At 41.1% G+C, this 20,569-nt stretch carries 21 protein-coding genes; 16 read left to right on the top strand and 5 right to left on the bottom strand.

Annotated elements, in window-relative coordinates:
* Window positions 1–116: 116 nt before the first annotated feature.
* Window positions 117–1,088 (bottom strand): MBL fold metallo-hydrolase, encoded by a 972-nt coding sequence (locus I4Q58_RS04930; protein ID WP_203294426.1) that lies wholly within the window; start codon window positions 1,086–1,088, stop codon window positions 117–119.
* Window positions 1,089–1,241: 153 nt separating this feature from the next.
* On the opposite strand from I4Q58_RS04930, the gene cyoE reads away from it, so the two are divergent.
* The 15 genes from cyoE to tsaB all read left to right on the top strand — a co-directional run bounded on the left by cyoE (window position 1,242) and on the right by tsaB (window position 14,445).
* Entirely contained in the window at window positions 1,242–2,141 is a 900-nt protein-coding gene (gene cyoE / locus I4Q58_RS04925) for a heme o synthase (RefSeq protein WP_203294424.1), read from the top strand.
* On the top strand, window positions 2,142–2,723 hold the full coding sequence (locus I4Q58_RS04920; RefSeq protein WP_203294422.1) for a cytochrome c oxidase subunit 3: 582 nt from the start codon (window positions 2,142–2,144) through the stop codon (window positions 2,721–2,723).
* Between the two features lie 46 nt (window positions 2,724–2,769).
* Entirely contained in the window at window positions 2,770–3,750 is a 981-nt protein-coding gene (locus tag I4Q58_RS04915; RefSeq protein WP_203294420.1) for a cytochrome c oxidase subunit 3, read from the top strand.
* 26 nt (window positions 3,751–3,776) lie between these two features.
* Window positions 3,777–4,160 (top strand): cytochrome C oxidase subunit IV family protein, encoded by a 384-nt coding sequence (locus tag I4Q58_RS04910; protein WP_203294418.1) that lies wholly within the window; start codon window positions 3,777–3,779, stop codon window positions 4,158–4,160.
* A gap of 128 nt (window positions 4,161–4,288) precedes the next feature.
* Window positions 4,289–4,927, top strand: coding sequence for a hypothetical protein (locus tag I4Q58_RS04905; protein WP_203294416.1), 639 nt, complete (start codon window positions 4,289–4,291; stop codon window positions 4,925–4,927).
* A gap of 10 nt (window positions 4,928–4,937) precedes the next feature.
* A complete protein-coding gene (locus tag I4Q58_RS04900) occupies window positions 4,938–5,633 on the top strand; it encodes an SCO family protein (protein WP_203294414.1) in 696 nt (231 codons plus the stop codon).
* A gap of 1 nt (window position 5,634) precedes the next feature.
* Window positions 5,635–6,183 carry a DUF420 domain-containing protein gene (locus I4Q58_RS04895; protein WP_203294412.1) on the top strand — a complete coding sequence of 183 codons (549 nt, stop codon included), beginning with the start codon at window positions 5,635–5,637 and terminating at the stop codon, window positions 6,181–6,183.
* Between the two features lie 2 nt (window positions 6,184–6,185).
* Window positions 6,186–6,419 carry a hypothetical protein gene (locus tag I4Q58_RS04890; protein WP_203294410.1) on the top strand — a complete coding sequence of 78 codons (234 nt, stop codon included), beginning with the start codon at window positions 6,186–6,188 and terminating at the stop codon, window positions 6,417–6,419.
* A gap of 142 nt (window positions 6,420–6,561) precedes the next feature.
* Window positions 6,562–7,284 (top strand): ABC transporter ATP-binding protein, encoded by a 723-nt coding sequence (locus I4Q58_RS04885; RefSeq protein ID WP_203294408.1) that lies wholly within the window; start codon window positions 6,562–6,564, stop codon window positions 7,282–7,284.
* Window positions 7,277–8,521 (top strand): ABC transporter permease, encoded by a 1,245-nt coding sequence (locus I4Q58_RS04880; RefSeq protein ID WP_203294406.1) that lies wholly within the window; start codon window positions 7,277–7,279, stop codon window positions 8,519–8,521. Before I4Q58_RS04885 ends, I4Q58_RS04880 begins: the two co-directional genes overlap by 8 nt.
* 1 nt (window position 8,522) lies before the next feature.
* Window positions 8,523–9,788: an ABC transporter permease gene (locus I4Q58_RS04875; protein ID WP_203295549.1), complete on the top strand. Its 1,266-nt coding sequence runs from the start codon at window positions 8,523–8,525 to the stop codon at window positions 9,786–9,788.
* A 30-nt stretch (window positions 9,789–9,818) separates the two neighbouring features.
* Window positions 9,819–10,970 (top strand): efflux RND transporter periplasmic adaptor subunit, encoded by a 1,152-nt coding sequence (locus I4Q58_RS04870; RefSeq protein ID WP_203294403.1) that lies wholly within the window; start codon window positions 9,819–9,821, stop codon window positions 10,968–10,970.
* A gap of 64 nt (window positions 10,971–11,034) precedes the next feature.
* Entirely contained in the window at window positions 11,035–12,504 is a 1,470-nt protein-coding gene (locus I4Q58_RS04865) for a TolC family protein (RefSeq protein ID WP_236002842.1), read from the top strand.
* A gap of 2 nt (window positions 12,505–12,506) precedes the next feature.
* Entirely contained in the window at window positions 12,507–13,772 is a 1,266-nt protein-coding gene (locus I4Q58_RS04860) for an efflux RND transporter periplasmic adaptor subunit (RefSeq protein WP_203294401.1), read from the top strand.
* A gap of 4 nt (window positions 13,773–13,776) precedes the next feature.
* Entirely contained in the window at window positions 13,777–14,445 is a 669-nt protein-coding gene (tsaB, locus tag I4Q58_RS04855; protein ID WP_203294399.1) for a tRNA (adenosine(37)-N6)-threonylcarbamoyltransferase complex dimerization subunit type 1 TsaB, read from the top strand.
* Window positions 14,446–14,450: 5 nt separating this feature from the next.
* On the opposite strand, the gene I4Q58_RS04850 is transcribed toward tsaB, so the two are convergent.
* The 4 genes from I4Q58_RS04850 to I4Q58_RS04835 all read right to left on the bottom strand — a co-directional run bounded on the left by I4Q58_RS04850 (window position 14,451) and on the right by I4Q58_RS04835 (window position 18,627).
* On the bottom strand, window positions 14,451–15,302 hold the full coding sequence (locus I4Q58_RS04850; RefSeq protein WP_203294396.1) for a mechanosensitive ion channel family protein: 852 nt from the start codon (window positions 15,300–15,302) through the stop codon (window positions 14,451–14,453).
* A 1-nt stretch (window position 15,303) separates the two neighbouring features.
* Entirely contained in the window at window positions 15,304–17,334 is a 2,031-nt protein-coding gene (locus tag I4Q58_RS04845) for a thioredoxin domain-containing protein (protein ID WP_203294394.1), read from the bottom strand.
* Between the two features lie 84 nt (window positions 17,335–17,418).
* Entirely contained in the window at window positions 17,419–17,619 is a 201-nt protein-coding gene (locus I4Q58_RS04840) for a dodecin family protein (protein WP_203294392.1), read from the bottom strand.
* A gap of 99 nt (window positions 17,620–17,718) precedes the next feature.
* Window positions 17,719–18,627 carry a NifU family protein gene (locus I4Q58_RS04835; RefSeq protein ID WP_203294390.1) on the bottom strand — a complete coding sequence of 303 codons (909 nt, stop codon included), beginning with the start codon at window positions 18,625–18,627 and terminating at the stop codon, window positions 17,719–17,721.
* A 74-nt stretch (window positions 18,628–18,701) separates the two neighbouring features.
* Here I4Q58_RS04835 and I4Q58_RS04830 point away from each other — a divergent pair.
* Window positions 18,702–20,569, top strand: a 1,868-nt coding sequence (locus tag I4Q58_RS04830; protein WP_203294388.1) for a choice-of-anchor L domain-containing protein, incomplete at its 3' end; no start/stop codon positions are given.

The raw sequence follows: 20,569 nt of genomic DNA, 5'->3' as shown, positions 1-20,569 counted from the left end.
ATCGGTAAACTATAATTAATAGTCTTAGAGTCTTTGCAGCTTTGCGGCTCTGAATGAATACATTCCTTTTAATTCATAATTCTGAATTCTGAATTCTTCATTCTGAATTTTCCACATCATCCTCCATTCTTCTCATTGGCCTCCTGCTGCTTTTTAAATTTTTTCTGAAGCCGTTCTTCCATCGTACCCGTTTCTACTGGACCCTCCATCCGAACCACTTCATTATAAATAGTTGTAATGATTTTGTCTGCTGTAACATATCCTTTTCCGAAATTTTTAGCTTCATATTCAGCTGTAATGTCCTTCATCTGAATAATATCCTTTAATTCTCTTCCCCTTTTGTAATGATAGGTCACCTGTTTCCATAGGTAGGTAAGCATTCCGATAGTTTCGTCAAAGTCATCAATTGTTGCTAGAGGACCGTGGCCTGGAATAATCTTGGTATCTTTATTGGCTAGCATTTTCAATTGTTGAAGTCCGTCTAAATAACCTTGTAGCGTTCCGCCAGATTCCAAATCGATATAGGGATATTTTCCGTTGAAGAAGGTATCGCCAGTATGAAGCACATTGCTTTCAGGGAAGAAAATGGCTACATCGCCATCGGTATGGGCGCTTTCAATATGGAAGGCGTGAATAGCCTCGCCATTAAAATGGATTTTAAGTTCTTCGTTGAAGGTTACTACTGGTAGGTGGTCTTCATCAAAAAGCTTATCGTCCTTTCCCACCATGGAAAGCAAGCGCTCACGTACCTTTTCATGCGAGAAAATGATGGCGCCTTCCTTTGCAAAGTTCATATTTCCACCGGTATGGTCCCCGTGATGATGGGTATTGATTAAAAACTTAATAGGCTTTTTACTCAGTCGCTCGATATCCTCCATAATTGCCTCCGATGCCGCTGCATATTGATCATCGATCATTAAAACACCGTCATTTCCTATTTGCACGCCGATATTACCTCCTTTGCCTTCAATCATATAGATAGAATTGGTTACTTGAATCACCTTGGTATTGGTTTCTTTACCGGTATCATTTTGACCGATTAGAAGGATTGTAAAGAATAGAAAAAAGCTTGCTATATAAAATTTCATCTGTCTGGTTTTTGAAGGACGGAAAATACTAAAAAACTTAGACATTAAAGTGGAAAGTAGTCTACTAATTTATTGTGGAAAATAACGAGTTCCACTATCTTTGCACCCTGAAACTTCAAGGCTTACAAGCGCCTTTCGAAGCGTTAAAACAGCATGAGCTTGGCCGTAACCCAAACACAATCCATTCCCGTTGCTATCGTCAGCAATTTTAAGGAGATCACAAAATTCCGATTATCGGTAAGTGTCGTCTTTTCTTCCATAGCTGGTTATTTGCTTGGTGCTACGTCAATCGATTACGTGATATTGTTGCTCCTTTGTGTTGGAGGCTATTGTATGGTTGGGGCGTCAAATGTGTACAATCAGATAATCGAACGCGATTTGGACGCCAAAATGGAGCGTACTAAAAATAGACCCTTGCCAGCAAACCGAATGTCGGTCACTGCAGCATTTGTCTTGGCAAGTATTCTAACGTTAGCTGGAATTGCATTGTTATATGCCATCAATCCAACCACGGCTATGTTCGGGGCCTTATCTATATTTTTATATGTGGCACTCTATACACCGCTGAAAACTCGAACACCGCTTTCGGTATTTGTGGGGGCATTTCCTGGGGCCATTCCATTTATGTTAGGCTGGGTGGCAGCTACCGATAATTTTGGAATAGAGCCAGGAACGCTTTTTATGATTCAGTTCTTTTGGCAATTTCCGCATTTCTGGGCAATTGGTTGGTTTTTATTTGAAGACTATCGAAAAGGGGGATTCTATATGTTGCCCACCGGTAAACGCGATAAAGGAACAGCCATTCAGGTAGTGCTTTATTCTATTTGGACCGTTCTAACGTCACTCATACCGGCGTTTGGGGTAACGGGTAGGTTATATATAACTCCAATAAGTGCCATAATTATTGGAATTTTGGGAGTAGGGTTGTTGTATTATGCTATCCGACTTTATACACTAAAAACAGCGATTGCCGCCCGCCAATTAATGCTAGCGAGCGTCAGTTATATCACCTTGCTACAAATTATTTATGTAGCCGATAAATTCATTCGATAAATGGACTATACACAAGGAACCGAGGAAAGAAAGCAGCAACGCGCTAAAAAAATGATGCTTTGGTTCGGAATTATCAGTTTAGGAATGAGCTTTGCCGGATTAACGAGTGCTTACGTAGTAAGCAAGGAACGTCCCGATTGGCTTACCGACTTCGAAATTCCCCAAGCCTTCTATATTAGTTTGGCCGTAATTATATTGAGTAGTGCCACCATGCATTGGGCGAAAAAATCGATTCAGGCCGAAAAAAATAGCATGGGAATGATAGCCTTGGTCTCGACATTTGTACTGGGATGTGCATTTGTTTGGCTGCAATTCACTGGATTCTCAGAAATCATCGCAAACGGATATTATTTTACCGGAAGTGAAAGTACCATAACCACATCCTTTATTTATTTGGTTGTCTTGCTTCATATAGCGCACATTGCGGCAGGGCTGATAAGCCTATTGGTCGTAATTTATAATCATTATAAACTGAAATATATTAATGGGAAAACCGTTGGGGTTGAACTAGCCGCTACTTTCTGGCATTTCGTGGATATTCTATGGGTTTACCTGTTTTTGTTTTTCTATTTCTATAGATAAAAATTAATTGTATTTTTGAACCCTATTTAAAAAACCAAACTTTTTTATGGAAGCTACTGTTGTAAAAACAGGTACCGAAGGCAAAACTTGGGGTGGTGGAAACCGTCCGCTTCGGGCAAGTTATGGGAAATTGATGATGTGGTTTTTCATCGTTTCCGATGCCCTGACATTCTCAGGGTTTTTGGCCTCGTACGGATTTTCAAGGTTTAAGTTTATCGATGCTTGGCCAATCGCCGATGAAGTATTTACCCACTTTCCGTTCTTACACGGAGTAGAGGCACCGATGTACTATGTAGCCTTGATGACCTTTATCTTGATCTTTTCTTCGGTAACCATGGTACTTGCCGTGGATGCGGGCCATAAAATGCAAAAGAATAAAGTTATCCTTTATATGTTCCTAACCATATTAGGCGGTATTGCCTTCGTAGGCTCACAGGCTTGGGAATGGGCAACGTTTATAAAAGGTGACTATGGAGCAGTGGAGACCAAAGGAGGCAGAATCCTTCAATTTTTGAATACAGAAGGCGAACGCGTTGCTATTGCTGATTTTGCAACCAATATTCCAGGTGCACGGGAATCACATGCCGAAAGTAATGGCGTTTGGTATAAACAGGAAGCAACGCAAACTACCTATACTTTTGAAGAAGTAAAAGCTGGTTTTTTGGCAAATGACGAAATCTTAATACGAACGCAATATTTAAATGAAGCGGGCGAGCCTACGGTACTCTCTCGCGAGGAATCGATTAATAAGCTTACCAACGATGGTGCTTTGGTGGTTGAAGGCGCAAATCTTCGTCACAATGAATATGGCCATCCGTTATTTGCAGATTTCTTTTTCTTCATTACTGGATTCCACGGTTTTCACGTTTTTTCTGGGGTTATCATCAATATTATCATATTTTTCAACGTGATTTTGGGAACTTATGAGCGCCGTGGAAGTTACGAAATGGTTGAAAAGGTCGGATTATACTGGCACTTTGTAGACTTAGTTTGGGTATTCGTATTTACCTTCTTTTATCTTGTATAAATATTCTTCGCTGAAACAAAATTAAAATGGCACACGAACATAAATTAGCAATTTTTAAGGGCTCCTTAAAGTTTAAGTCAAATATTCAAAAAATATGGGGGGTATTTATCTTACTTTCTATCGTAACCGTTGTAGAGGTCGCATTGGGTATAGTGAAACCAGAGTTCCTTACGGGTACCAAGTTTTTGGCAATGAAATTGCTAAACTGGATTTTTATTATTCTTACATTGGTGAAGGCTTATTATATTACATGGGACTTTATGCACATGAGAGACGAAAAGTCCTCCCTGCGTAGAGCCGTTATTTGGACAGCGGTATTTCTTATCTGTTATTTGGTTTTGATTCTTCTTATAGAAGGAGACTATATCTACGAAGTATATAGAAATAATTATATAAAGTTCAACTTCTAAAGTCCTAATAAAAGCATTGAAAAGCCCAGCATTTATTGCTGGGCTTTTTGTTTCATGAAAAATTTATTTAAATTCTTGTCCACCAAACGCCCAGCCTGTATTTTTGCATCAGATTTTTCTTTCTTGCTATGAAAAAATATGTGGTGCTCAGCATACTGTTCATTCTACCCATTGCTGTGTATATGTTTTTTGCTACGGGCGTAAACAATTTTGCGAAACTTCCCGTTCTTTCAAAAACTATAGAAGAACCTACCGCTTTTAAAACAGCCGAGGGAGAAGCGGTTACCTTGAAAGACCATATTACTGTTTTGGCTTTTATGGGAAGGAGCCCAATGGAATATAAAATCGGGGCCTATAACCTAGCACATAAAATCTTCAAAAAAAATGAAGGATTTGAAGAGTTCCAATTTCTTTTTATCTACCCTAAGGCGGCAACGGAAGATGCGCTTACCTTAGAAAATAAAGTAGCCGAAATAGCTTCAACAGAACGTTGGATATCTGCTTTCGGAAGCGAAAAGGATATTATCAGTATGTTCCAATCGCTGAAAGTTCCTTATTCTCTAGAAAATAACACGAATACTCCCTATGTTTTTATAATCGATAAGGAAGGGAATTTACGCGGACGAAATGACGATGAAGATGTGGGAATGATGTATGGGTATAATGCCATGGATATAGCGGAAATTAACAATAAAATGAGCGACGATGTGAAGGTGTTGCTAGCAGAATACCGTAGAGCACTAAAAAAATACAAAGCAGATCGCTAAAGAAGAACCGATGAAAAAGAAATATTCCTATATAGGATTGGCCGTCATTATCTTGATTTTTGGCATTATCGTTATCCCTGAAATGGTCGACCGCTTGAAGGGTGACGATGTGGTAAAAATGGACCGCATGAGTACCCAAAATGCGAAGAATGTAGTGTCTGAAACCGACCTAGAGGATAACATGGTTACCATTAGTAAAGTGCCTAACTATTCTTTTGTAAACCAACATAAGGATACAATAACCGATGCATATTACGATGGAAAGGTATATGTGGTTGAATTCTTCTTCGCTACCTGTCCGAGTATCTGCCCCGTAATGAACGATAACATGCTGCAGGTACAAAAAGCTTTTCAAAAGGAAAACGATTTCGGAATTGCTTCCATAACCATCGATCCTGCAAATGATACACCTGAAGCCTTAAAAACATATGCTGAAAACCTTGGGGTTTCACACCCGCATTGGAATTTTTTGACAGGCGATCGCAGCGATGTTATGGCGCTGTCGAATGAAGGATTTAAACTGTATGCTGCAGAAAATGAAGAAGTCGCAGGTGGTTTTGAGCATTCTGGAATGTTCGCCTTAATCGATAAGGAGGGAAATGTTCGCTCCCGAATCGATGAGAATGGAAATCCCCTTATTTATTACGATGGACTATCACAATCAGGCATCGATATGCTAATAGAGGATATTAAGAAATTGCTATAACATGGAAAAAGATAAAATCGATACCACCACGTCTTCGGACGTCTCGAAACGCTACAAATTATGGATATGGATATTGTCGATTGCTATTCCAGTAGCTGTCGCCATTTTATTTACGATTCGCATCCCAGGATACGATTTGTCATTTTTACCGCCCATCTACGCGACCATTAATGGGATAACTGCTGTCTTGCTAATCTTAGCGGTATATTTCATTCGAAGAGGAAAACGGAACGCTCATGAATTGTTGATGAAATCATCTATCGTGCTATCAGCTCTTTTTCTGTTGATGTATGTGGCATACCATATGACCTCCCATTCTACGCCTTATGGTGGTGAAGGTTGGATCCGGTACGTGTATTTCTTCATCTTGATAACGCATATTGTCTTGTCGATTACGGTTATTCCCTTTGTGCTAATTACATATGTTCGGGCGATTAGTGGTAATTTTTACAAGCATAAGCGTATAGCACGCATAACCTTTCCCATATGGCTTTATGTTGCGGTTACAGGAGTAATTGTATACCTTATGATTTCACCTTATTATCAATAACCATGAAGTTGAGAGCCTTTTTCCTTTTTCTAATCCTATTGCTGTTCATGACACTCTCGGCAGAGGCACAATGTGCTATGTGTAGAGCAGTGTTGGAAAGTGAAGAAGGAGGCGGAGCTGCAAGAGGGATAAATAATGGAATCGTATATCTGATGATTTTTCCATACCTATTGATTGGTGGTGTGGGGTATTTCATTTACCGCGCGCGGAAGAAGGCCAAATTGGAGGACAATTAACAAAACCTTCACATTTGTAATTGTAACAAAATATTCCGCAAAGAGTCTATTAACCGAGTAGCGAAGCTGAAATCCCTTATTTTTGTAATTTGAAACATGACAAACGGTAATTCGTACCGTTTCTTTGCATTTATAGAGTATTATGATTAAAATAAAAGACCTTCACAAATCATATCACATGGGGAATAATTCGCTTCATGTGCTAAAGGGAATCAACTTCAATGTTGCTGAAGGAGAGCTGGTCTCTATCATGGGGTCTTCTGGGTCGGGGAAATCTACCCTTTTGAATATTTTAGGAATGCTGGATGAAGCAGATGAAGGTTCCTATACACTCGATGGGAAAGTTATCAAAAATCTTAACGAACGCATTGCAGCCAAGTACCGAAACCAGTTTCTTGGTTTTATATTTCAATCTTTTAACCTTATCAATTATAAATCGGCTCTAGATAATGTTGCGATGCCATTATACTACCAAGGTGTAAATCGTAATCTGAGAACTGAAAAAGCCATGCACTATTTAGATAAGGTCGGACTTGCTAAATGGGCAGATCACCTTCCTAATGAGCTTTCGGGCGGACAAAAACAGCGTGTGGCAATTGCTAGAGCCTTGGCAAGCGATCCGAAAGTGCTATTGGCCGATGAGCCCACGGGAGCATTGGACACAAGAACTTCCTATGAGGTGATGGAGCTAATTCAAGGTATTAACGATGAAGGCAAAACAATTCTTGTGGTCACACACGAAGAGGATATTGCGCATATGACCAAGCGAATTGTAAATCTCAAGGATGGTATCATTCTAGACGATTCTAAAGTAACCCAAGTACGAGCGAAGGAAGCCAAAGAGAAAGCACTTTCCCATGTTTAATATAGAACGTTGGCAGGAGATTTTTGAAACGATTCGTAAAAATAAATTACGCACGTTTCTTACGGGGCTATCGGTAGCTTCCGGAATTTTCATTTTGGTTATTCTCCTGGCTATCGGACAAGGAATGCAGAATGGAATCGCGAAGGAATTTGAGGACGATGCCGCCAATCGTATTAGCGTCTGGACAGGTGTTACCTCGGAAGAATATAAAGGACTGAATCCCGGTAGACGTATCCAATTAGATAACCAGGATTATGAACTTGCCGAAAATAAGAATATTGATAAGCTGGAATACAGATCCGGCGTGTATAGTATTTGGGGCGGTCTTACCACTTACAAAAATGAAACTGGAAGCTATCGAATAGAAGGGGTGCGTGGCGACTATCAGTTTCTAGAAAATGAAACCCTTGTCGCTGGAAGGTATATCAATCAGAAAGATTTAAATGAGTATGAGAAGGTAGCTATCATTGGAAATAGAGTCTATCAAGATCTTTTTAAAGGGAAAAACGCTGTTGGTGAATATATACAAGTTACCGGAGTAAAGTTTAAGGTGGTAGGTATTTATACCGACCCTGGAGGAGAACGTGAAGAAACCAGAGTTTTTATACCACTTACTACTGCACAACGCGTATTCAATGCTGGAGACCGCTTGCGCAGTATGGTTTTTACACTAGAACAGAAAGATAACTTTGAAGAAGCCCTAGCAGCATCAGAAGCGTTTAGTCAACAGCTGGAAACGGATTTAAAAACACGTCACACGGTAGCGCCAACTGATGAGCGCGCAATCAATATTAATAATTCATTGGAAAATGCGAAACGATTTTACGATTTGATGGATATGATTCGCTATTTCTTTTGGGGTGTAGGGATCTGTACCATCATTGCAGGAGTTGTAGGTGTCAGTAATATTATGCTGATTATCGTAAAGGAGCGTACTAAGGAAATCGGTATCCGAAAGGCCATCGGAGCACAGCCTCTTTCCATTATCGGAATGATTCTACACGAATCGATCTTCGTAACGGCCATTGCTGGATTTTTTGGATTGATTTTTAGCCTATTCCTATTGGAAATGGTGGGACCCTTAATCGAAACAGATTACATCCGTAATCCTTCCGTAGATTTTGGCGTAGCCATTACTACGGTGATAATCTTGGTCGTTGCTGGTGCCATAGCAGGATTTTTCCCTGCCTATAGAGCCTCAAATATTAAACCTATAGTTGCCTTACGTGATGAGTAAAATATTTAGTAGGGATAGTTGGAGTGAAATATTAGAAGCGCTGAGCTCAAATTGGTTCAGAACGTTGCTAACTGCGTTTGGAGTACTATGGGGAATCTTCATTCTCGTTATTTTATTGGCCGCTGGAAACGGATTGGAAAACGGAGTGAAACAAGGCTTCGACGGAATGGCAACGAACTCCATGTTCATGTGGACACAAACCGCTTCGAAGCCGTATAAAGGATTGCCAAAAGGGCGTCGTTATAATTTTAAGATTCAGGATGTCGAGGCCATCAAACAGCAGGTTCCCAACCTCCGCTTTGTATCGCCACGAAATCAACTAGGTGGTTTCAGAGGCTCAAACAATGTGGTACGCGGACTTAAAACCGGAGCGTATAATGTGTATGGCGACTATCCTGAAATCATCCAACAGGAACCAATGGATATTATTGAAGGTCGCTTTTTGAATTATTCCGACATTAACGATAAGCGAAAAGTAGCCGTTATCGGTCAAGCAGTAAAGACAGGTCTTTACGATCCAGGCGAGGAAGTTATTGGTACCTATATCAAAATCAATGGCGTTAATTTCATGGTGGTCGGTATCTATAAGAAGAAGAGTAACGGTGGCGGTGATGCTGAAGAAGCACAGAAGGAAATTTATGTTCCTTTCACGGCTTTTTCACAAGCGTTCAATATGGGTGATATTGTAGGTTGGATGGCTATTACGGCCCAAGATGGATCTTCTATTACAAATTTAAAGGAACAGGTCTTCGATGTGGTGAAAGCACGACACTCTATTCATCCAGAAGATGATCGAGCCGTTGGGAACTTCGACTTATATCAAGAATATAGCAAAATTAATGGCCTGTTTACGGCCTTGAATTTTGTGGCTTATTTTGTTGGGGTTTTAGTATTGCTTTCAGGAATTATTGGTATCAGTAACATTATGCTTATTGTCGTAAAGGAACGGACCAAGGAAATTGGAATTCGCCGTGCATTGGGAGCTACCCCTTGGAGCATTCGCGCACAAGTATTGCTGGAGTCTATCTTCCTTACTATCATTTCAGGAATGGCGGGTATAGCATTGGCTTCTGGAGTATTGGTACTTGTAAATTCTATTTTGGACGGAATGGATACCAGTGAAATGATGTTTATTAATCCAAGTGTGAATATAGGCGTCGTTGTTATCGCCTTAGTAATATTAATCGTATCAGGTTTGTTGGCAGGGCTAATTCCAGCGCAAACCGCTATAAAAGTAAAACCGGTCGACGCATTGCGTGCCGAATAATATTGAATTATAAAGTCTAGCATTTATACTATGAAAAAAACGGGAACCATCATTGTTTTAGTTACCATCTTGGTACTTTTTGGAGTTTCGATGTATTGGCTGTGGGCCAAGAACGCAGAAGATCCAACGGTTTATTCTACTGAAAGTCCAACGACCAATACCATAATCAAGAAAACGGTGGCTACGGGAAGTATTGTCCCTAAAGAAGAAGTGCTTATTAAACCCAATATTTCTGGAATTATCGACGAGATTTTTGTGGAAGCAGGTGCTATTGTAAAGGCAGGCGATTTAATCGCAAAGGTAAAGGTGGTGCCAAATGTTTCTTCGCTAACCAGTGCAAAGAACTCTATCAATCAAGCAAGAACACAGGTTGAAACAGCAAGACTAGCTTTCGAAAACCAACAAAGTATTTATAACCGACAAAAGGAACTGTTCGAAAAAGGAGTAATCTCAGCTAACGAATTCGACCAAGCGCAATTGGAATTCAACCAGGCACAACAACGTTACAAGCAGGAGCAGGTAAGCCTAACAGGAGCGCGCCAAAATTATGATATCGTTAAAACCGGTACCACTACAGGGTTAGGGGCTTCTGCTAATACTGAAATTCGAGCAACCGTATCGGGAATGGTGCTGGATGTGCCGGTGAAAGTAGGAAATCAGGTGATTGAAGCCAACAATTTTAACGATGGAACAACCATCGCTACCTTGGCAGATGTAGATAAAATGATTTTTGAAGGAAAAGTGGACGAAAGTGAAGTAGGAAAAATTGAAGAAGACCTTCCATTGGAAATCACCGTTGGGGCCATCGAGAATAAAAAATTCGATGCCATACTCGACTATATTGCTCCGAAGGGTGTAGAGGAGAATGGAGCTATTCAATTTGAAATAAAAGGAAGTCTAAAGAAAGGTGATACCACTTTTATTCGTGCGGGTCTTAGTGCTAACGCATCTATTATTTTAGCACGTGCCGATAGCGTTATGACGATTAAAGAAGGGTTGGTCCAATACGATCCTAAAACACAAAAACCGTTTGTTGAAGTAGCCGTAGGCGAGCAAGAATTCGAACGTCGCGATGTCGAACTTGGAATAAGCGATGGTATCCAGGTTCAAGTAATCGACGGCCTATCTAAAGACGATAAAATAAAGGTTTGGAATCAAGTAAAACCTGCTCAATCTTTCTAAATACCGTCAATTAAATTTATTAGTTTTAAACAAAAGTGTAACACTTTTGAAAATTGCAAGACCTATGCAGCAACTATCAAGTAGTATGAGAAAAATTCTATTATTTAGTCTATTGGCCTGCTTAGGTCCTTTCGCATTGGCACAACAAGACAATGTGTGGACCTTACAGGAATGTGTTCAGCACGCTTTGGAAAATAACATTTCCATCAAGCAAAGCGAATTGGACGTTCGGGTAACCGAAGCCGATCAACTGGACGCAATCGGAAATTTCCTGCCATCCATTAACCTTAATAGTAGTGTGTCTGAAAATACAGGATTAAGCTTTAACCCCGTTACAAACAATGCGCAAACAACTACATTCTTATCTGTTACGGGGCGTGTTAATGTGGGATATACACTTTTCGATGGTCTTCGAAATTTCCGACAGGTGCAGCGCGCAAAGCTTTCAAAATTAGCAGCCGAACACCGTTTAGATAAAATGGAAGATGATATTACACTTTTTATCGCAAACAATTACCTGCAAGTACTTCAGAATAAGGCAAATCTAGAAACTATCATCGCTCAAAACGAAGTTACTCAAGAACAGATAGATCGAACCAACCAATTGGTAGATGCTGGAACATTGCCAAGAGGTGACTTATTAGAGATTCAAGCGACTGATGCTACCGAAAAACAACGCATTGCTGAAGCTGAAAATGCGGTAACCATTTCATTGATAAGTTTAGCGCAATTACTTCAGGTAAAGGACTATAAAACATTCGATATCGCCGATGAGGGTTATGAAATTATTGGAGAGGAAATTCTGAACGTTCCGGTTTCTGCAGTAATTGATTCCGCCCAACAAAATCGTCAAGAGGTGCAAATTGCACAGGACAATGTAGCGTTAGCGGAAAAGGATTTACAGATTGCTCGTGGCGCTTATTATCCCACGCTAACAGCTTTCTTCGGTTATGATACACGCTATACCGACGCAACGAGCTTTACACAAGATCTAGATCCTGATAATCCATTTAGCACTGAGCAGATTGGTGTCGTTGAAGATACTGGTCAGGCGGTTGTGGGTCAAGTTCCAAATACTATTGTCACGCAAGTAGGCGCCGAACCATTCTTCGATCAGCTTTATCAAAATGATGGTATTGGGTATGGACTTCAATTAAATATTCCAATCTTAAACGGTTTTTCTGTTCGAAGTAATGTAAAGCGAAGTAAGGTAAATGTAGAACGAGCAAAATATCAACTAGAACAAGCAAAACTGGATTTAGAAAGTAACGTATATCAGGCCTACGTAGATGCAAAAGGAGCGCTAAAGGCTTATGAGGCGGCGGTAGCTTCACTCGAATCCCAAGAACTAGCGTACGAGTATGCTACCGAACGATACGACGTGGGCTTGACCAATGCCTTCGATTTCAGTCAATCGAAATTGCGTTTCAACAATGCGAATATCGAATTAAACCGAACGAAATATAACTATATCTTTAGATTGAAAGTATTAGAGTTGTATTTTGGTGTAGAACCGACCGAATTAAAATTCTAACCATGAAGAAAAAAACCATCATTTGGATTGTTGCCATCGTTATCTTGCTTATCATCGTATTAATCGCAGGCAAGAAAATGGGATGGTTTGGAAAGAGCGGGAATTTCAAGCAAGTTGAGGTTACCGAAATTCAGCCAATTAGTATTGTTGAAACAGTTGCGGCTACAGGAAAAATACAGCCTGAGGTAGAAGTAAGCTTGTCTTCCGAAGTTTCAGGTGAAATCATCGAACTCCCTATTAAAGAAGGTCAACAGGTGGAAAAAGGCGACTTATTGGTTAAGATTAACCCAGACCTTATCCAATCGGCACTAAGTCAATCTAGAGCAGGTCTTCAAAATGCGAAAGCTCAGCTTAGTCAAGCCAGGGCAAGCATGAAGAATGCCGAAAATAATTATAATCGTAATAAGCAATTATTTGAAAAAGGCGTAATCTCAAAAGCCGAATGGGATCAGTCCACGGCCGATTATGAAATGTCTCAGGCCAATGTAGAATCTGCTTATTACAATGTTCAAAGTGCTGCAGCAAATGTAAAGCAGACGAGCGACAACCTTTCTCGAACAACCATTTACGCGCCGATGAGCGGGACTATCAGTAAGCTTCCAGTCGAATTGGGTGAAAGGGTAGTGGGGACTGCTCAAATGGCAGGTACGGAAATCGTGCGTGTGGCGAACTTGAGCAATATGGAAGTGGAGGTAGACGTGAACGAAAACGATATTGTGAAGGTAGCAGTTGGCGATTCGACCAAAGTTGAAGTAGATGCTTATTTAAAACGTGAATTTAAAGGCATCGTAACAGAAATCGCAAACTCTCCTGAAACTGCCTTAACTGCCGATCAGGTAACGAATTTTAAAGTAAAGGTTCGAATCCTTCCAAAATCCTATCAGGACTTGATGGAAGGGAAGCCCGATAGCTATTCGCCATTTAGACCAGGAATGACTGCTACTGTCGATATTATTACGGAGCAAAAAGATGATGTTATCGGAGTACCGATTAGCGCTATTGTAATCAAAAGCGATACGACGAATACTAATAAGAATCAAGTAAAGACTGCAACCGATGACAAGTTCGAAGCCGTATTTATTAAAAATGGCGAAAAAGCGAATCTAAGGGTGGTGAAAACCGGCATTCAGGACGATAGCAATATTGAAATAGTTTCCGGCTTGGAATCCGGTGAAACCGTCATTACAGGGCCATATACCACCGTTACGAAGCGTCTAAAGGACGGTGATATGGTCGAAGTAACATCGGAAGAATCTATAGAAGAGTAGTAGCATGGCAACTATTCTTTCATTAGAAACCGCTACCACAAATTGTTCGGTCGCACTTGCTGTCGATGGACATCTGCTTTCAATCCGAGAAGATAATCCAAAAGGAGCCAAAAAAGGGTTCTCCCATGCCGAAAGATTACACGGTTATATTCATGAGGTGCTTGAAGAAGCGGGGATAGATAACAGTGCAATAGATGCTATTGCTGTTAGCAAGGGTCCAGGATCCTATACAGGTCTTCGAATTGGGGTTTCTGCAGCGAAGGGATTGTGTTTCTCACTTGACATTCCACTTATTTCAATTCCCACACTTTCCTCGCTAGCCCATGTGGGTTTCGAGGGCGATTATATCGTGCCCATGTTAGATGCTAGACGAATGGAAGTATATTCGGCTATATTCAATTCAAAGAAAGAACAACTAAGGAATACCAAAGCCGAGATACTGGAAGTGACTTCTTTTAAAGAATACCTCGATAAAGGACGAACGATGTTTGTTGGAAGTGGCGCCGAAAAGTTTAAGGAAATATGTAAACATCCCAACGCTAGTTTTCAATATGATATACTACCTTCTGCAAAACAAATGATAGCGTTGGCAGCAGCCAAAAATAAAATAGGCGACTATGAAAATGTCGCCTATTTCGAACCTTATTATCTTAAGGATTTTATTGCTGGATAATTCGATTAGTTACTTTTATTTTCCTCACTTTCATTAAAAAAATGGACATCTCGCTGTGGGAATGGAATAGTAATTCCAGCAGCTTCTAAACGAGCCTTGCCTTCTTCAAGTACGAGCCAGCGTAGGTTCCAAAAATCCTCGTTCTTCGCCCAATAGCGTAGAGACAGATTTACGGAACTATCTGCTAATTCCGAAACTACAACCATCGGAATTTTATCCTCAAGCTGTAAAACTGTTTCCTGTTCATTAACCAGCTTTAGTAAGATGTCTTTAGCCTCCTTAATATTATCGTCATAACTAATGCCAAACGTCAATGCTTCTCTTCGAACTCCTAATTCTGTATAGTTAATAATGTTATCGTTAGAGAGCTTTCCGTTGGGAACAATGGCCAATTGGTTACCGAAAGTAGTCAGCTTTGTATTAAAAATGGAAATTTCTTTAACGGTTCCATCTACACCTTGAGCTGAAATGAAATCCCCTACCTTGAAAGGCTTTATGATAAGAATCAAAACACCACCAGCAAAATTGGCTAAAGAACCTTGAAGTGCCAAACCAATTGCCAAACCAGCAGCACCAATAATAGCTACCAATGAAGCCGACTCTACGCCCAGCTGGGTTACTACCAATACAAAAAGTAGTATTTTCAATCCCCAACTAATAAGGCTTGCTGCAAAATTTTCAAGCGTTACGTCATATTCCTTTTTATTAAAAAACTTTTTTACCATGCGATTGATGAACTTGATAATCCAAAGCCCGATAACAAGAATTAAAATCGCAGTAATGAGATTCGGTAAAAAATCGATGAGCTTTTGTCCGTATTTTTCAACGTAAAACTCTAGGTCATTAAATTTTTCCATATTATTTTTTTTCTTTTTTAAGCATTTTTAAAACTTCGCTTACCTCAGTTTGAGGTAGATTGCAACTGTTATTCTTACAAACGTACACATAGGTTTTATCAGAAACAAACCGATTTCGGGTTAAGGGTAAGGAATCATCTGTTTCGCTACCTGTGAATAGCGTGTTTGGAATATATTCTTTTTGTAAATCACGCCGCTTATTCTCCGCATCATTGCCCATTAGTACAACTTCATAAAAGGGTTGCCTAAATTTCAACAAAAGTTGTAACCAATTAGAGAAACCTGTTGGGTACGCTTCAATTTCCGGTAGTACATTTAAGAGCATTTGTTTTGCTAGCGTATGATAGGTTTCATTTTCAAAATAATGTGATAAATGAAAAAGGTTATGAGCCATGATGCTATTGCTAGCCGGAATTACATTGTCGCGATATTCCATGGTTCTCGCTACCGGAGTTTTTTCTTCCTCTGTGGTGAAGTAAAACATAGTGGTTTTCGTATCTAGAAAATGCTCGATACAATAGTCAGTTAACTGTTGCGAAAGTTTCAGCCACTTTTTATCGAGGGTAGCCTCGTGAAGCGATATAAAGGCCGATATAGCCATAGCATAATCTTCTAAAAACCCTGGAATGGTCGATTTTCCATTCTTATAAGAGTGAAAAAGACTGCCATCTTTCTTTACTTGATACCTTAGTATGAAGTTGGCATTCTTTAATGCCAAGTTTAGATAACTCGGTTCCTGAAATATCTTATAGGCATCTACCAAGCCAATCAAGGCCAATCCATTCCAAGAGGTTAGCGATTTATCATCCAACCTGGGCCTTTTTCGTTTGTTTCGGAAGGAAAATAATTTGGTCTTCCAAGTCTTCACTTTAGCCTCAAGATCTTCCTCCGAAATCGAATGGTTCTCGCAAAATTCTGAGTCGGCTACTTTACGGATTAGTACAAATTTGTCTTCCTCCCATTTGCCAAAGGAATTTATGTTGAAGTATTCTTTGAATAAAGAAAAATCATCTTCCAAGATTTTCTTCAATTCTTGTTCGGTAAAGCTATAGTAAGCACCTTCCTCCATCCTGCCGTTTTCATTTTCACTGTCCGCATCTAATGAAGAATAGAAGGCGCCAATATTATCTTTTAGCTCTCGCTCTAGAAATGATATAGTTTCTTTTACAACCGTTTTGAAAAGTGGATTTTTTGAGTGGGCGTATGCTTTGCTATATAGGGAAATCAATTGGGCATTATCGTATAGCATCTTTTCAAAATGGGGGATATGCCAACGTTCGTCTACCGAATAACGGGCAAAACCACCACCGATAGCGTCATACAATCCTCCTTGCGCCATTTTGATTAAGGTACGTAGGGCATGCGATTCAAGCAAGGCGTCCGAGGTGTGTATTCCATAGTGAAGCCAAAATTCAAGACTGCTCGGCATCATGAACTTAGGAGCGCCACGCAATCCGCCCCATTCTAAATCGAAGTTGCGCTTCCATTGCTCTACTATAGACTGTAAGTCGAATTTTTGCAGCGCCATTTCATTTTCATTTCGCTCTATAAGATCAAAGTCCTGAATTCCCTTTTCTAATTTAGTAGCATACTCGTGAAGGGTCTCAGGTTGCTGTTCATACAGCTTCTGAAGTTGCAGTAGTGCACTTTTCCATTCCTCTTTTCTAAAATAAGTGCCTCCCCAAACAGGGCGTCCATCCGGCAATGTAACAACATTCAAAGGCCATCCACCGCGTCCGGTCATTAGTTGCACCGCATTCATATATAACTGATCGACCTCGGGACGTTCTTCGCGATCTACCTTAATCGAAATGAAATGATCGTTCATGATTTCTGCTACACCCATGTCCTCAAAGCTTTCGTGCTCCATGACATGGCACCAATGGCATGCAGCATAACCAATGCTTATAACCATCAATTTTTCAGTTTCTTGAGCTTGCTTTAATACCTCCTTGTTCCACGGTTTCCAATAAACCGGGTTTTTAGCATGTTGAAGAAGATAGGGACTGCTCTCGTGTTGTAATGAATTCAACTAACGTAAGTTTTCTTGATTGGACTAATAAAAAATACGCTTCTGAAAATATATCCAAAAGCGTACATTGCATGCATCGTAGTTTTAGTCGACGGCAAATGTAATTTTGACGTTTACGCGATACTCGGTAATATCATTATTTGAAACAGTAGCGCTTTGCTCGTGAACATAAACAGATTTAATATTCTTAACGCTTTTTGATGCTTGCTTTACTGCATTTCGTGCAGCATCTTCCCAACCTTCATTTGAGTTGGCTAATACTTCAATAACTTTTAAAACTGCCATAGTTGTATTTTTTAAAATTCATTCATTAAAATACAACATTATGCTTGCAAAACCAATGGAATCGATGTTAAATATCAGTGTGGCAACGCCTTGCTAGGTCTATCCATTGATTGCTTCTACCGCAGAAATCCGTCCTGGCATCATTTCTTTCAGCATGGTTTCAATACCATTTTTTAAGGTAACCGTTGAAGAAGGACAGCCGCTACAGGCTCCTTGTAACAATACTCTAGCCGTTTGTGTCTCCTCATTGAAAGAATCTAAGGCAATATGTCCGCCATCACCTGCTACAGCAGGTTTGACATACTCTTCTAAAATTGCTTCAATCTCTTTTTCTGTTGAACTGAAGTTTTCGCGTTTTTGCTGAACGGGAGTGCTTTGTTCACTACTCGGATCTAAAGCTGCATCAGTTAGAATAGGCTTGGCATCCTCTATATATGATTTGATGAACTCGCGGAGTTCAAGTGAAATATCCTCCCAGCTTGCCACGTCGTATTTCATAATCGACACATAATTCGCGCTAATGAATACTTCTTTTACAAAAGGGAAGGAGAATAAAGCTTGCGCCAAGGGTGCATGTTCTGCCTCGTCGATATCCTTGTATTCAAAAACACCCTCGACCAAAGGCTTGTTAGCGACAAATTTCATCACTATAGGGTTGGGGGTGCTCTCTGCATATACCGTAACGGGAACCTTTTTCTTATCTTCCCTTTGTACTTCTGCTAACACTGATTTACCACTATTGAGATATTCCTCAATAGCCTCCTTTACCTCCTCTTGGACATCCTGCCATTCTACAATGGAAAATTTTTCAATAGCGATAAAATTTTGTGAGACATAAACCGTTTTAACAAATGGAAGATGAAATAGTTGCTGAGCCAATGGACTTGGTTTCGCTTCATCGATGTTTTTAAATTCAAAACTTTCGAACCTTGTCAGGAATGAATTTGCAACAAATTTTACAATCGCCTCATTTTTGGTGGGTTCAATGGAAATGGTATATTGTGACATTCTAGCTTTTTTTTGCAAAATTATAAAAAGAAAAGCATAGATATCGATATATTTGGCAAGTTAACACCCTATCTATGAAGAAATTTTTACTTTCTATCTTTTTACTCTTCTCTTATGTCGGGATATCGCAAATCACTATAGACGATAGCCTAACTGCCCAACAACTTGTAGAGGATATTCTGATAAACAGCACGTGTGCCGACGTATCAAATTTCGTCTTAAGCACCGGAACGAACTTTGGACAAGCAAATGGAATTGGGGCATTTGATGCAAATGGCTCTGGTTTTCCATTTGCAAGCGGTATTATACTAACGAGTGGCGACGTAAACGATGCGCCTGGGCCCAATGGGGGAACAGTTAGTGTCGGAACATCGGCCTGGGAAGGAGATACCGATTTGGAAACAATCCTTGGAGTACCCGCTAATAGTACTAATAACGCATCTTTTCTCGAATTTGACTTCGTACCGAACGTAGATGAAATTAGCTTCAATTTCATTATGGCTTCTGAGGAATATGATCAAAACTTCGAATGTACATTTTCAGATGCATTTGCTTTTATCCTCACAGATCAAGCTACAGGGGTGGTTCAAAACCTAGCAGTATTGCCTGGCACAACTACGCCAATTCAAGTAACAAATATCCGTTATGAAGTGCCTGGTCAATGTGCGGCGATAAATGAAGAGTATTTCGAACAATATAATGCAGATTTTGGTAATCCTGCAGTTCCCTTTGTACCGGCAGCTACAGCTCCCATCGAATACAATGGCCAAACAGTTTCTTTAACTGCCATGGGAAGCGTAATTGCTGGAAATCCGTATACCATAAAATTGGTTGTAGCGGATGATGGTGATAGTGCTTTCGACTTTGCCGTCTTTTTAGAAGAAGGCTCATTTAATCTTGGAGTTGATTTAGGCCCCGATGTTACAATCGATTCTGGTAATGCTCCATGTGAAGGTGAAGAATATACGATTGGAGTTGCAAACCCTACTGCAGGCACAACCTATCAATGGTATGTTTTGAATACTACGACAGGAATGTATGATATCTTACCAGGTGAAACGAATAGTACATTGGTTGTTACAACGGAAGGAACATATCAAGTCGAAACATCACAAGGAAGCGGTACAGGTTGTGGTGCTACTGATGAGGTATTTGTAGAATTTTCGCCACCACTAACGGTAAACGATTCACCCTCCCCCTTGGTTTATTGCGATTCTGACAGCGACGGATTCGGTGAGTTCTTTCTTCACGACGCTGACGCTGACATCACCGGCGGTGACCCGGACCTTACGGTGACCTACCACGGCTCTCTGCTGAACGCCGAGAACGGCTTCCTGGAGCTTGTGGACCCGTACATGAACGACAACCCGTACTCGGACGTTGTCTGGGCGCGCGTTGAGAGCTCGGTGAGCACGTGCTACTCGGTGGTGGAGCTCGCCCTTGAGGTGCGCGACACCCCGGCGACGCAGGCGCCGGATCCGCTTCGCCTGTGCGACGACGACGGGGACGGGCTGCAGGTCTTCGACCTGACGCTCTCGGCGCCCGGTGTTCTTGGCGGGCTGGACCCGTCGCAGTACGACCTTTACTGGTACGCGGAGCTGGCGGACGCTGTGGCCGCCGGGGACCTTGCGCTGACGGCGCCGGACTACTCCCAGGCGATCGCGTCCCCGGGCTCCTACCAGAACGTCGTGCCGGGCTCCCAGACGGTCTACGTGCTGGTGGTGGGGGCGCCCGGCTCGGTTACGGCCCAGGGCACTGCCGAGGGCTGCTACTCGATCGAGGAGCTGGAGCTGTTCGTGGACCCGCTCCCGGCGGCGGTGCAGCCTACGGAGGCCTATGAGCTCTGCGACGACGAGGTTGGGGGGAGCGCCCCCGACGACCAGGTGAGCACGTTCGACCTGACGAGCCGCAACGGGCTCGTCACGGGCGGCGACCTCTCGCT

Source organism: Luteirhabdus pelagi (assembly GCF_016827595.1).
GTDB classification, from domain to species: domain Bacteria; phylum Bacteroidota; class Bacteroidia; order Flavobacteriales; family Flavobacteriaceae; genus Luteirhabdus; species Luteirhabdus pelagi.
This window is presented reverse-complemented; position numbering and strand designations above follow the sequence as displayed.

Excerpts from the sequence above, each read along its gene's own strand:
- I4Q58_RS04930 (WP_203294426.1), bottom strand. The coding sequence starts at position 1,088 with ATGAAATTTTATATAGCAAGCTTTTTTCTATTCTTTACAATCCTTCTA.
- cyoE (WP_203294424.1), top strand. The coding sequence starts at position 1,242 with ATGAGCTTGGCCGTAACCCAAACACAATCCATTCCCGTTGCTATCGTC.
- I4Q58_RS04920 (WP_203294422.1), top strand. The coding sequence starts at position 2,142 with ATGGACTATACACAAGGAACCGAGGAAAGAAAGCAGCAACGCGCTAAA.
- I4Q58_RS04915 (WP_203294420.1), top strand. The coding sequence starts at position 2,770 with ATGGAAGCTACTGTTGTAAAAACAGGTACCGAAGGCAAAACTTGGGGT.
- I4Q58_RS04910 (WP_203294418.1), top strand. The coding sequence starts at position 3,777 with ATGGCACACGAACATAAATTAGCAATTTTTAAGGGCTCCTTAAAGTTT.
- I4Q58_RS04905 (WP_203294416.1), top strand. The coding sequence starts at position 4,289 with ATGAAAAAATATGTGGTGCTCAGCATACTGTTCATTCTACCCATTGCT.
- I4Q58_RS04900 (WP_203294414.1), top strand. The coding sequence starts at position 4,938 with ATGAAAAAGAAATATTCCTATATAGGATTGGCCGTCATTATCTTGATT.
- I4Q58_RS04895 (WP_203294412.1), top strand. The coding sequence starts at position 5,635 with ATGGAAAAAGATAAAATCGATACCACCACGTCTTCGGACGTCTCGAAA.
- I4Q58_RS04890 (WP_203294410.1), top strand. The coding sequence starts at position 6,186 with ATGAAGTTGAGAGCCTTTTTCCTTTTTCTAATCCTATTGCTGTTCATG.
- I4Q58_RS04885 (WP_203294408.1), top strand. The coding sequence starts at position 6,562 with ATGATTAAAATAAAAGACCTTCACAAATCATATCACATGGGGAATAAT.
- I4Q58_RS04880 (WP_203294406.1), top strand. The coding sequence starts at position 7,277 with ATGTTTAATATAGAACGTTGGCAGGAGATTTTTGAAACGATTCGTAAA.
- I4Q58_RS04870 (WP_203294403.1), top strand. The coding sequence starts at position 9,819 with ATGAAAAAAACGGGAACCATCATTGTTTTAGTTACCATCTTGGTACTT.
- I4Q58_RS04865 (WP_236002842.1), top strand. The coding sequence starts at position 11,035 with ATGCAGCAACTATCAAGTAGTATGAGAAAAATTCTATTATTTAGTCTA.
- I4Q58_RS04860 (WP_203294401.1), top strand. The coding sequence starts at position 12,507 with ATGAAGAAAAAAACCATCATTTGGATTGTTGCCATCGTTATCTTGCTT.
- tsaB (WP_203294399.1), top strand. The coding sequence starts at position 13,777 with ATGGCAACTATTCTTTCATTAGAAACCGCTACCACAAATTGTTCGGTC.
- I4Q58_RS04850 (WP_203294396.1), bottom strand. The coding sequence starts at position 15,302 with ATGGAAAAATTTAATGACCTAGAGTTTTACGTTGAAAAATACGGACAA.
- I4Q58_RS04840 (WP_203294392.1), bottom strand. The coding sequence starts at position 17,619 with ATGGCAGTTTTAAAAGTTATTGAAGTATTAGCCAACTCAAATGAAGGT.
- I4Q58_RS04835 (WP_203294390.1), bottom strand. The coding sequence starts at position 18,627 with ATGTCACAATATACCATTTCCATTGAACCCACCAAAAATGAGGCGATT.